Annotated in this window: 10 protein-coding genes; 6 read left to right on the top strand and 4 right to left on the bottom strand. The window is 69.1% G+C overall.

Translation table 11 applies throughout. The features are described from left to right. The first annotated feature begins 91 nt into the window (after window positions 1–91). The 5 genes from ITI46_RS12975 to ITI46_RS12995 all read left to right on the top strand — a co-directional run bounded on the left by ITI46_RS12975 (window position 92) and on the right by ITI46_RS12995 (window position 7008). Window positions 92–1003 (top strand): glutamate ABC transporter substrate-binding protein, encoded by a 912-nt coding sequence (locus tag ITI46_RS12975; RefSeq protein WP_209239661.1) that lies wholly within the window; start codon window positions 92–94, stop codon window positions 1001–1003. A gap of 161 nt (window positions 1004–1164) precedes the next feature. Continuing rightward, on the top strand, window positions 1165–1812 hold the full coding sequence (locus ITI46_RS12980) for an amino acid ABC transporter permease (RefSeq protein ID WP_209239662.1): 648 nt from the start codon (window positions 1165–1167) through the stop codon (window positions 1810–1812). After that, a complete protein-coding gene (locus ITI46_RS12985) occupies window positions 1809–2720 on the top strand; it encodes an amino acid ABC transporter permease (protein ID WP_209239663.1) in 912 nt (303 codons plus the stop codon). Before ITI46_RS12980 ends, ITI46_RS12985 begins: the two co-directional genes overlap by 4 nt. Window positions 2721–2978: 258 nt before the next feature. Next, entirely contained in the window at window positions 2979–4706 is a 1728-nt protein-coding gene (locus tag ITI46_RS12990) for an FAD-dependent monooxygenase (RefSeq protein WP_209239664.1), read from the top strand. Window positions 4707–4845: 139 nt separating this feature from the next. Continuing rightward, window positions 4846–7008, top strand: a complete 2163-nt coding sequence (locus ITI46_RS12995) for a glycoside hydrolase (protein WP_209239665.1) — start codon at window positions 4846–4848, stop codon at window positions 7006–7008. Window positions 7009–7156: 148 nt separating this feature from the next. Here the strand turns inward: ITI46_RS12995 and ITI46_RS13000 are convergent, their stop codons facing one another. Then, complete coding sequence (locus tag ITI46_RS13000) at window positions 7157–7984, bottom strand: helix-turn-helix domain-containing protein (RefSeq protein WP_209239666.1); 828 nt, start codon at window positions 7982–7984, stop codon at window positions 7157–7159. A gap of 111 nt (window positions 7985–8095) precedes the next feature. Here ITI46_RS13000 and ITI46_RS13005 point away from each other — a divergent pair, with 111 nt between their 5' ends. After that, window positions 8096–8872, top strand: a complete 777-nt coding sequence (locus tag ITI46_RS13005; protein WP_209239667.1) for an alpha/beta fold hydrolase — start codon at window positions 8096–8098, stop codon at window positions 8870–8872. Window positions 8873–9167: 295 nt separating this feature from the next. Here ITI46_RS13005 and recX read toward each other — a convergent pair whose 3' ends face one another. The 3 genes from recX to ITI46_RS13020 form a co-directional block, all read right to left on the bottom strand. Further along, a complete protein-coding gene (gene recX, locus ITI46_RS13010) occupies window positions 9168–9878 on the bottom strand; it encodes a recombination regulator RecX (protein WP_307808155.1) in 711 nt (236 codons plus the stop codon). A 3-nt stretch (window positions 9879–9881) separates the two neighbouring features. Further along, window positions 9882–11054, bottom strand: coding sequence for a recombinase RecA (gene recA, locus ITI46_RS13015; protein WP_209239668.1), 1173 nt, complete (start codon window positions 11052–11054; stop codon window positions 9882–9884). A gap of 256 nt (window positions 11055–11310) precedes the next feature. Further along, the coding region (locus tag ITI46_RS13020) for an AI-2E family transporter (RefSeq protein ID WP_247745908.1) at window positions 11311–12448 on the bottom strand (1138 nt) is incomplete at its 5' end.

Consider the following 12448-nt stretch of genomic DNA (forward strand, 5'->3'; position numbering starts at 1 on the left):
CAGGGCACGCGCCCGAGCCAAGGACGGCGCACCGAGCGGGCGGCGCATCAGCGCACTGGGCCAACGACTGTTCAAGCAAGGGATGTTCACTATGAAGTTCCACAAGACCGCCGCGGCGGCAGCCGCTGTCCTGGCTCTCGCCGCCACCGCGGCCTGCGGTGGCAAGGAGGGGTCCGCCGGTGACAAGCCGAAGGACCAGACCGACGAGAAGGCGCTGCCGAAGTACTCGGTCGCCAAGGACGTCAAGGTCGACTCCGCCGTCCTGAAGAAGGCCCAGAAGCGCGGGAAGATCGTCATCGGCGCCAAGGCCGACCAGCCCTACCTCGGTTTCCAGGACCAGTCGACCAAGAAGTACTCCGGCTTCGACATCGAGATCGCCAAGATGATCGCCGCCGACCTGGGCTTCTCCCCCAAGCAGATCGAGTGGAAGACCGTCGACTCCGGGGCGCGTGAGACCACCGTCTCCAAGGGCGACGTCGACCTGATGATCGGTACGTACACGATCAACGACGAGCGCAAGAAGCAGATCGACTTCGCGGGCCCGTACTTCCACGCCGGCGCCTCGCTCCTCGTCCGCAAGGAAGAGAAGGCGGTCACCGGGCCGGACACCGTCAAGGGCAAGAAGGTCTGCTCCATCGTCGGCTCGACGCCGCTGCAGACCATCAAGGAGCCCAAGTACGGCGCCAAGGTCACCGAGCTGAGCAAGTACTCCGAGTGCGTCTCGCAGCTCCTCGACGGCCAGGTGGACGCGGTCACCACGGACGACGCGATCCTGATGGGCTACGCCGCGCAGAACCCCGGCAAGCTGAAGGTCGTCGGCAAGCCCTTCTCCGACGAGCCGTACGGCGTCGGGCTGAAGAAGGGCGACAAGGCCCTCCAGAAGGCCGTCGCCGACGCCATCAAGAAGCACGAGGACAACGGCGACTACAAGAAGGCGTACGACGCCACGCTGGGCAAGTCCGGCTCCAAGTTCAAGACGCCGCCCGAGATCACCGAGAAGTGATGCCCCACGCCCCGCTCCCCGGCGTCAGCGCCGCGCGGGGCGGGGCGTGCTGTTGCCGGGCACACCGCGCGCACCGGCGTCCGCTCTGGTCCTGCGGGTGACCGCCCCGTGCCCGGTCCGGCCCTTTCCGCCGTCCCTACGCGACTCCTCGCGGAGAATTCATGAACGTACTTCTCGACAACCTGGCGCTGTTCCGCGAGGGGTTCCTCGGCACCTTGTGGCTGACGATCGTCAGCGCGCTGCTCGCCGTCGTGCTCGGCCTGGTGATCGCGGGCTTCCGCGTCTCGCCCGTGCCCCCGCTGCGGATCTTCGGCACGCTGTGGGTCAACGTGCTGCGGAACACCCCGCTGACGCTGCTCTTCCTGGTGGCGTTCTTCGTGGTGCCCAAGGTCCTCTTCCCGGGGATCAACTCCTTTGTGCTGGCCGTCTGCGCCTGCGGCTTCTACACCTCGTCCTTCGTCGCCGAGGCCGTCCGCTCCGGTATCAACACCGTGCCGATGGGCCAGGCGGAAGCCGCCCGTGCCATCGGGATGACCTTCACCCAGACGATGCGGATCGTGGTGCTCCCGCAGGCCACCCGCACGGTGGTACCCCCGCTGAGCAGCATATTCATCGCACTGACTAAGAACACCGCAATCGCAGGCGCCTTCGACAACGTCGACCTGTTCAACGTCTCGAAGACGCTCAGCAACGACGGCTACGACATCGCCGTCATCTTCATCTGGATCACCCTCGGCTACCTGGTCATCACATACGCCATCAACGGCCTTTTCCGGCTGCTGGAGAACCGTCTGGAGGTCGCCCGATGAGCGCGAGCGTCCTGTTCGACGTGCCAGGCCCGAAGGCCCGCGTCCGCAACCTGATCTACTCCGTCGTCGGCACCCTCGCCGTCCTCGGCCTCGTCGGCTGGGTCTGCTACCGGCTGTACAACAAGGGGCAGTTCGAGGGCGAACTGTGGGACATCTTCAACTACGCGGGCATCCGGGAGAACATCCTCGACGCCCTGTTGTCCACCCTGAAGGTGTTCGCACTGGCGGGTGTCTTCTCGCTGGTGTTCGCCGTGGTGCTGTGTGTGGCACGGCTTTCCGACCACAAGCCGGTGCGCTGGGTGGCGGTCGTCTTCATCGACCTGTTCCGGTCGATTCCGCTGCTGATCACGATCTTCGCCCTGTGGGTCGGCATCCTCGGTGAGATGACGCCCATGTGGGCGCTCGTTCTGGGCCTGACCATCTACAACGGCTGCGTCCAGGCCGAGGTGCTGCGCGCCGGTGTGAACGCGGTGCCCAAGGGCCAGGTCGAGGCGGCGTACGCACTCGGACTGCGCAAGACCCAGGTGACCGCCTCGGTGCTCTTCCCGCAGGCCGTACGCTCCATGCTGCCCTCGATCATCAGCCAGCTGGTGGTGACCCTCAAGGACACCTCGCTGGGCTTCATGATCCTCTACCCGGAGCTGCTGTACTCGGCCCGGCTCATCGCCAACAACACTCCTGTGGGCGGCGTGTATCCGACCGTCCAGACGGTCATCGTCTTCGGCGCCATCTACATCGCACTGTGTCTCGCTCTCGCCTGGCTGGCGAAGTTCGTGGAGCAGCGCGGTCGCCGTTCCAAGGCGGGCATCGTCCCCGCGGAGGCGAAGGAGCCCAAGGAGGTGGCGGCGGCCGGTGGCACGGACCTGACACCGGTGCCCGACGCCAAGGACGGGAACCTCAAGGACTGAATACACGCACCTTAAGGACAGAGTCCACGCGCCGCGGCGAGGCGGGTGACGAGGGCCGGCCCCTGAGGCCGGTCGCCGTCACCCGCCTCACTGCTTCTATCGCAGTCACCCGCCTCACTGCTTCTATGCACTCCTGATGGCCTCACTTGACGCATGCTCAGGCAATGGGTTGCATACCAGCGTGATCGCGCACAAGGCTCCACCCCCAGAGAAACCCGGCCCCCGTCAGCACCACCAGGGCTGTGAGGTTTCCACACTGTGGATCCGGTGATCATCGTCGGCGCCGGCCCGGTAGGGCTCGCCCTCTCGCTCGCTCTCGCCCGGCACGCCGTCCCCTCCCTCGTCCTGGACTCCACCGACGGCAATCCGCCGCCCCGTGCTGCGCGCACCTGCGTACTGCGCCCGGACACGGCCGCCGTGCTCCCCGCACTGCCCGGGCTGCGCTGGCGCTCCTGGCGCACTCAGCGGCGCACACAGCTGGTCGACCAGGTCGACATCGCTCCGGACCAGGCACCGGTGCACGTCGAACAGCACGCTCTGGAGCGCACGCTGCGCAGCGCGCTGGCGGACCAGAAGCTCGCGCGCATCGTCACCGGCAGCCACGTCGATCTGCTGGAACAGGACACCGACGGCGTCACCGTGCACACCCGCGGTCCCTCCGGCACCTGGTGGCGCGGCAGTTACGCGGTCGGCTGCGACGGCGCCCGCTCCATGGTCCGCAAACTTCTCGGGGTGCGCTTCCCCGGCCGTACGGCGGTCGAGCGGCACGCGGTCGCCGCCCTGCGGGTGCAACTGCCGTGGGAGGAGGGGGAGTACGACGAGGAGGGCGCCTGGGAGCCAGGAGATGTGGGCAGCGCACTGTTGCACCGCGATCCGGGCGGTACGCCGGGAGAGGTGACGGCCCGGCCGCTCGCCGGGGGACGGTGGCGGCTGGACTGGCTGCTGCCCCCGCGCGGCGACCTGGTGACTCCGGAGGAGATGCTGGAACGGGTGGCGGACACGCTCGCCGTATGGTCCGAGGAGTCGCTGAAATCCGCGACAGCTGCCAGAACAACCGCAATCGCCGCAGCCGCTGCTCCTGTCCGCCGCAAAGCCGCCGGAGTCGGCTGGCGCGAGACCGGCACCGGCACCGAGGATGCTGGGGCGAGCGGCGGCATCGGCCCGTACGAACTTGTGGACACCGGCGTTCACACGGTGCACCAGCGACTGGCCCGGCACTGGCGTGTGAACCGGGCCTTCCTCGCCGGGGACGCCGCACATCTGACAGGTGCGCTGGGGGTGCAATCCGTCGACGAGGGCCTGCGCGACGCGGCCAATCTCGCCTGGAAGCTGGCGCTGGCCTGGCACCACGGGCACGGCCCGGCGGCGGACACCCTGCTGGACAGCTACGAGACGGAGCGGCGCGGCGCCATGGCCGCCCGGCTGCGCGCCGTCGACCAGGCCCTGCCCGTCGTACGGGGCGGCGGCGGGCTGCGCGCGCTGCTCCCGGGCGGCGGCACACGTACCCATCTCGGCCTGCTCACCGACGGCCACCTGGGGCGGGGCCTGCTGGGCGCGCCGCCCGCGTACGCCCGCACGCCGTTGACGCCGCCGCGCGGCAGTATCGGCGAGGTGCCCGTCGGTACGGCGCCGGGCGCACCCGTGTGCGATGTCCCCGTCACGGCGACCGACGGATCGCGGGGCAATCTGCACGACTGGCTGGGCGGCCCTGGCGGGGAACTTCTGGTCATGCTGGTGGCGCCGGGCACCGGGGTGTGGGACAGCCGGCACTGGCTGACGGCCGGCATGATGCCCGAACTGGCGGCCTCCGTCGAAGCACTGCCGCTGCGCGCCACCCTGCTGGTCGCCGAGAGCTATCCGGGAGCGGCTGCGCACACCGTGCTGGCCGTCCGCGCCGACGGCCACCTCGCCGCCGCCTTCCCCGCGGGGCGCCCCAACGCGCTCCGGAGCTGCGCGGAGAGGGTGCGCGGAGGGGCGCACGGTTGAGCGGTCGGCTTCGGTGGGGCGCACAGCTGAGCGGCAGGCTCCTGCGGAGGGCGCACGGCTGAGTCGGCGCGCCGTGGTGTGCGTTCCTGCGCGGTGGCTCTTAGAAGGCTCTTAATCGGGCGGCTTCAAGCTGCGGATCATGGACGTACCCGAGAATTCCCCGCACGGGGAGGACCAGCAGCACATCCGCGCAGAGGAACACACCCGCCGACGGGGCTTCCCCAACGGGCAGAGCCACGCCGGCCGACAGGGAAACCCCGGCCGAGGGGGACACCGGGACACCGCCGGGGCGGCGCGAAGGCGGCGCAACCGCGCCTTCGGCATCGCAGCAGTGCTTGCTGTCACGGCGACGACCGCCTCGGCGGGATACGCCGCCTTCGCGGGCCCGGCCGAGGGCTCCCGTACCTCGGCGGCGCCCCGCATCCACGGCGGCGCCGTCGACATCCCCGTGGCGGGCGGCATCACTACGGTCGACACCGCCTCGCTGCGGGTCACCGGCCGCACCGACGGCGGGGCAACCGTCGCGGTCTCCGCCGCCGCGGCCGACGCCGGAGGGCTGGGCAGACCGAGCGCGGTCGAGGTGCAAGGCTCCCGCGCCTCCTGGTCGTACCCCGCCAAGGGACTGCGGGTGACCGCGGCCGGCGAAAGGGGGCGGCTGCGGATGACGGTGCACTCCGGGCGGGACGCCACCCTCGCCTGGCCGGTCACCGGCAAGGGCGCCGGTACGGGCGGCAAGGACGCCGCGCTGCAGGTGCCCCGGGGCGAAGGGCTGTCCGTGCCGGCCACGAACACCTTCTGGAACTCCGAGCAGGCGGGCCTCGCGGGCAGCGAGGCCGACCTGGCCACGGGCTCCCTCACCCTGCCGCTGTGGGGTTACACCAAAGGGGGACACGGCGTCAGCTATCTCGTCCCGGAGAGCGTCGGCACCTCGCTCGGCTTCGCCTCGGCCGGGGGAAAGCTGAGCGCGACCGCCGAGCACGAGTTCTCCCGCCGCGAGAAGACCCTCGACTACACCGTGCACTTCTCCCTCACCTCCGCCTCCCCCGTCGCACCGGCCGCCGACTATCACCGCTGGCTGCGTGAGCACGGCCAACTGCGCACGCTCAAGCAGAAGATCGCCGCAAATCCTCAGGTCGAGAAGCTGCTCGGCGCCGAGCACGCCTATGTGTGGGGCGGTGCCCGCAGCGCGGAGGCCGTACGGAAGCTGCGCAAGCAGGGCAACACCCGGCTGTGGCTCGGCTACGACGCGGACGGCCACCCCATGAGCAGCAAGGCGGTGTCCGCGGCCAAGAAGCAGGGCTATCTCGTCGGCCCCTACGACTCCTACGCCAACGGCCAGGCTCCGGAGCACGCCGACACCCCGGTGGCGAAGTGGCCGGGGACGGTCTACCCGGACTACTGCGTACGGAACCGGCAGGGCAAGGTCAAGACGGGCTTCGGCGGGCGCGGCTGCTACCTCAGCTCTGCGGCCTTCGCCAAGTCGGAGCCCACGAAGCACTATCTGGCCGAGCACACGAAGGAGATGACCGACGACGGCGTCAACAGCTTCTTCCTTGATGTGGACGCCGCCGGTGAGCTCTTCAGCGACTTCTCCACGAGCCATCCGATGACCAAGAAGCAGGACCGGGCCCACCGGATGGCGCGCATGCGCACCCTCGCCGAGAAGAACGGCTTCGTCCTCGGCTCGGAGTCCGCCGTCTCCTGGTCGGCGCCCGTGCTGGCGTTCAACCACGGCGCACAGACTCCGGTCAACGACGGGCTGTGGGCTTTCCAGCAGGACAAGAAGAAGTGGGGCGCCTACCATCCCGCCGACGCGCCCGGCCAGTTCTTCAAGCCCGTCAAGCTGCCCGCCGCACTGGCGAAGTCCATGTTCGACCCGGCCTACCGCGTGCCGCTCTACGAGACCGCACTGCACGACTCGCTGATCAACACCGACCGCTGGGAAATGCCCTACGACAAGCTCCCGGCGCAGAAGACGGACCGCGCGCTGATGTCGGTGCTCTACAACACCCCGCTCAATTTCGTCATCGGGGACGCCAATCTGGACTCCACGGGCAAGGAAATGGCCACGCTGCAGCGCTACTTCGCACCACTGCACCGGGCGGCAGGCACCGAACGGATGACGGACTTCCGCCGGCTGACCAGCGACCATCAGGTCCAGCGCTCGGTATTCGGTGACGGCACTCTGACGGTGACGGCCAACTTCGGCAAGAAGACCTACGCCGGTCTGCCCGGAGGCTGCGTGGACGCGAAGCTCGAGAACGAGTCCAGGGCCCGGCGGCTCTGCCCGGTGGACCGCTGAAGCAGCCGCCTGGTCCCTTCTCCTCTTATAGGCCGCGCGGGTAGGCACGGTGGCGCACCGATACAGAGAGACGAGCACGGAGTTCCGGTGATCAAGGGGCTTGTGACGCCACGTGATCACAGATGTGAGTGTTCTTGTGGGCACCTCCTCACTCGGCGGCCACCGTCGCCTGCCACGCGCCCGGGCGTTTGCCGGTGGCCTTGTGGAAGAACACCGAGAAGTTGGATGCGTCGGAGAAGCCGAGTACGTCGGCACAGCGGGCGGCGGTGAGGCGATCGTGTGCGAGGAGCCGTTTGGCTTCCAGGGTGATCCGTTCGACGATGTACGCCTTCGCGGTGCGGCCGGTGGCCTGCTGCACCGCTCGTGAGAGGGTGCGGGGCGCGTATCCCAGCGCACGGGCGTAGTAGCCGGCGTCGTGGTGTTGCCGGAAGTGCGCTTCGACGCTGGAGCGGAACAACCGGAACACCGGATGTGTGAGCCGTACTTCGGCGTGCGGTGGGTGCAGCCGGGTGATGAGCGCGGAGAGCAGGATTTCGGGCAGCTCCGTCGAGGAGTCACTGGGCGGGGCGGACGCTTCGAGGAGGAGATGGCTGCGCGCCGTGTCGACGAAGGGCCAGTCGGCGTCGGGGATGCTCCAGTGCGCGGTCAGGTCCGGGGAGGCGACAAGTTCTCGGGTGGTGTGGGTGACCGGCGCGGTCGGCACGAACAGCACGAGGTGCCCTGCCACTTCGGCGATGTCGTCCCATCGGTGCACCGCGCCGGGTGGAATCCACACCGCGGACCGGTCTTGGAGCGGATGGAGGTGGAAATCGACCGTGACTGAGCCGGGTCCGGCGTCGATGACGGCAAGGACGTGGAAGTCGGCGCGCTGCGTGCCGCCGTCGTTCAGCTCGCGAAGGCGGCCGAACGTCATCGTCTCAACCGAGGCGGCGCGGCGTCCTGCAGGCTGGTAGGTCATCTGCCGGATCACGCTCACGTGTCCAGTTTTCACCATCGGGCGACCAGTCACGCCGATGCCCGGTCCGGGTGCAGAAGTTTCAATGAATGCACAGGGCAATCGCCTAGAACCTCGACCGGAAGAGCCACCATGAACACGACGCAGCAGACGCTTCTGCCCACTTACGACCATCAGCTGGGCACCGGGCCGACTCTGGTGTTCCTGCACTATTGGGGTGGTTCTGCCCGCACCTGGGACCTTGTCGTCGACCGCCTGGCGGGCCGTGACGTGCTCACGGTCGACTTCCGCGGGTGGAGCCGGTCGAGCGCTCTGCCCGGTCCCTATACGCTCGGTCAGTTCGCCGACGACACGCTCGACGTGCTCGCGGATGCGGGGGTCACCGACTACGTCCTGGTGGGGCATTCGATGGGGGGTAAGGTCGCACAGCTGGTCGCGGCCACCCGGCCCGCCGGCCTGCGCGGCATCGTTCTCGTCGGCTCCGGCCCGGCGAAGCCCCCCGCACAGGTCACTCCCGAGTACCAGGAAGCCCTGTCGCACGCCTACGACTCCGCCGAGTCCGTGGCCGGGGCACGGGATCACGTCCTCACCGCGACCGAGTTGCCCGCTCCGGTCAAGGCACAGATCGTGACCGATTCGCGGACCGTCACCGACGCCGCCCGCACCGAGTGGCCGCTGCGTGGCATCGCGCAGGACATCACCGAGCACACGCGCATGGTCAGCGTGCCCGCTCTCGTCGTCGCCGGAGAACACGACCAGGTGGAGCCCGTCGGCGTGCTCCGCGACAACCTGGTGCCCTACCTCTCCCAAGCCGACTTCGTGGTGGTCCCCCACACCGGTCACCTGATCCCGCTGGAAGCCCCGGCCGACCTCGTCGACGCCATCACCGCATTCGCGCCGGCGGCCTGACCGTCCCCGCGGCCCGACGACGAGCTGTGCCCTGATCACCCGCCCACGGGGCCGGGACAGGCCCTGCCGCGCTGCACCACACCCGACAGATCTGCTTGTACGCCGGCCCCGCCCGCTCGGCAGATGCTGAGATCGGCGATGTGGCCAGCGATCGGTGCGCCGGACAGCAGGCTGAGTTCCGCGGCGGAGCCGAAGTGGTCGAGGTGAGACACGCCTGTCAGATCTCGGTGTCGAGGCCCGCATCATGCCGCCCGGGTATGAGCAGGCGCCCTATCTGCCTGTCTGCGCGAGCTTCTTAGAGGCCGGGAAAGTGCTCTTCCAGCACTTCCGGGTCCTCACCTTCCTCTTCCAGGGCTCGCCGGACCACCCGGAGCGCAAGGCCCTCGGAATAGCCCTTACGGGCCAGCATTCCGGCTAGCCGACGGAGCCGCTTGTCTCTGTCGAGCCCTCTGGTGGAGCGCAGCTTGCGCTCCACCAGGGCGCGTGCCGTCTCCTCCTCGCGGTCGGAGTCGAGCCGGCCGACCGCCTCATCGATCACCGCCGAGTCCACCCCCTTGGTCCGCAGTTCGCGGGCGAGCGCCCTGCGGGCCAGGCCCCGGCTGTGGTGGCGCGACTCCACCCAGGCGGCGGCGAACGCCGTGTCATCGATGAGGCCGACGTCCTCGAACCTGGCCAGCACCTCCTCGGCGGCTTCCTCGGGCACCTCGCGTTTGCGGAGCGCATCGGCGAGTTGCTGACGCGTCCGGGGCGTGCCGGTGAGCAGCCGCAGGCAGATGGCTCTGGCCCGCTCCACCGGATCCGCCGGTTCCGCCTCCCGCTCCTGGCTGCGGCCGCCGGACCGGCTCCGGCTTCGGGCCGACGCACGCGATGGTCCCGCTTCGGCCCTCGACAAAGCGGGACCATCGCTGTCCTCGATATCCGCCTCCGGGCCGCCGGCCCCAGAGGCGGAGGCCACGGGCGGCTCCGGGAACGGGGCGTACTCCGGCCAGTCGCTGCGCCGTGTCACGGGCTAGCTCTTGGCCGCTGCGGCCTTGGACGTCTTGCTCGTCTTCGCCGTCTTGGCTGCCGGGGCCGGGACGGCCTTGGCAGCCGCGGTGTCCGTGCCGTCCGGCGTGGCGGCCGTTGCGGAAGCCGCCGAGGCGCTGCCCGCCGCGTCCGCGCCTGGCTCACCCGCCGGGTCCTGCGGCTGTACGCCGATGCCCAGCTTCTCCTTGATCTTCTTCTCGATCTCGTTGGCGAGATCGGGGTTGTCCCGCAGGAAGTTGCGGGCGTTCTCCTTGCCCTGGCCGAGCTGGTCGCCCTCGTAGGTGTACCAGGCGCCGGACTTGCGGATGAAGCCATTCTCCACGCCCATGTCGATCAGGCCGCCCTCGCGGCTGATGCCCATGCCGTAGAGGATGTCGAACTCGGCCTGCTTGAAGGGCGGAGCGACCTTGTTCTTGACGACCTTGACGCGGGTGCGGTTGCCGACGGCCTCCGTGCCGTCCTTCAGGGTCTCGATACGGCGGATGTCGAGCCGCACCGAGGCGTAGAACTTCAGCGCCCGGCCACCCGTGGTGGTCTCCGGGGAGCCGAACATCACGCCGACCTTCTCGCGGAGCTGGTTGATGAAGATCGCGGTGGTCTTGGACTGGTTGAGGGCACCGGCGATCTTCCGCAGCGCCTGGCTCATCAGCCGGGCCTGGAGACCGACGTGGGAGTCTCCCATCTCGCCCTCGATCTCGGCGCGGGGCACCAGGGCGGCCACCGAGTCGACGATGATCAGGTCGAGCGCGCCGGAGCGGATGAGCATGTCCGTGATCTCAAGAGCCTGCTCACCGTTGTCCGGCTGGGAGAGGATCAGCGCGTCGGTGTCGACGCCGAGACGCTTGGCGTACTCGGGGTCCAGCGCGTGTTCCGCGTCCACGAAGGCGACCGTGCCGCCTGCCTTCTGGGCGTTGGCCACCGCGTGCAGGGTCAGGGTCGTCTTACCGGAGGACTCCGGTCCGTAGACCTCGACCACCCGGCCGCGGGGGAGGCCGCCGACGCCGAGAGCCACGTCAAGGGCGGTCGACCCGGTGGGGATGACCTCGACCGGCTCGTTCGGCCGCTCGCCCATGCGCATCACGGCGCCCTTGCCGAATTGCCGTTCAATCTGCGCGAGCGCGGCGTCGAGCGCCTTCTCGCGGTCGGTTCCTGCCATGGGTGCCACCCGGTTGTTTGCTTGAGTCGATCGCTTCACGTCACACGACGCTAGCGCCTGCCACTGACAATCGGTCCGGACCCGCGCTCACTGGGCCATGGCCTGAGCGGGCGTGCTCGCCGGAGCCTCCATAAGAATCGATGTTCGATTTTTGCGTCAAGTCGCCCCGCTTTCCTGTGGATAACTCAGAAAACCGCAGGTGAAAGCCGGTCTCAGGGAGGCGTGCAGCCCGTGACCGGGCGACAGACCGCCTCGTTCAATGGCCTCGGCGCCACCACCGCGGTCCGCGTCCGGCCCGCTCCGCGCGGCCCCAAGTCCTTCTCCGTACCCGCTCGCCCGGCACGTCGTAGCGCTTCACATACGCGCTGAGGAAGCCCTGGAACGTCGCCATGGCAGGGATCGCGACCAGCGCGCCGACGACTCCCATCAGCGAGGTTCCGGCGACCACCGAACCGAAGGCGACGGCGGGGTGGATGTTCACCGTCCTCGCCGTGATCCGCGGCTGGAGGATGTAGTTCTCGAGCTGCTGGTAGACGACGATGAACACCAGCACCCACAGCGCGGTCCAGGGATCGACGGTGAAGGCGATCAGCAGCGGCAGCGCACCGGCGATGTAGGTGCCGACCGTCGGCACGAACTGCGAGACCACCCCGACCCATACGGCCAGCGCAGCGGCATAGGGCACCCCGAGCAGTTCCAGGAAGAGGTAGTGCGCAGCGGCGGAGATCAGCGCCATCAGCGCACGCGAGTAGATGTAGCCCCCCGTCTTGGCCACCGCGATCTCCCAGGCACGCAGCACCTCCGCCTGCCGCGCCGGCGGCAGTACGGAGCACAGCGCCACCCGCAGCCGAGGCCCGTCGGCGGCGAAGTAGAAGGTGAACAGGGCGACTGTCAGGAGCTGGAAGACCCCACCCAGCACAGTCGCGGAGAGGCCCCACACGTTCTGCGCTCCGCTGCGCAGAAAGCTCTGCGCCCAGTCCGAGTGGATGACCTTGGAACGGAGTTTCTCGACGTCCAGGTCGGTGTGGAAGTGGGCGTTGCTCCAGCGCAGTACGTCGGAGACGTATTTGGGCAGGTTCTCCACGATGCGGGTGATCTGCTCGACGAAGAGCGACCCCAGTGCCACGAAGAAACCGGCCGCGGCGGCCAGGAGGAGCACCGAGACCAGCGCGGTGGCCAGTCCGCGCCGCATACCGCGCCGGGCAAGACCCGCGACAGCGGGCTCCATCGCCAGCGCCAGGAAGAACGCGATCAGAATGTTCAACAGCAGACCGAGGGTGCGCAGAAACGCCCAGCTGAGGATCTGATACGCACCGAAGAGCCCCAGCGCGAGCACGAACGCCCGCAGCAGCCAGCGCGGCATGCCAGCGGACGCCACCGCCCGATCCGGCCCC

It is taken from the genome of Streptomyces oryzae (assembly GCF_017676365.1).
GTDB lineage: Bacteria > Actinomycetota > Actinomycetes > Streptomycetales > Streptomycetaceae > Streptomyces > Streptomyces oryzae.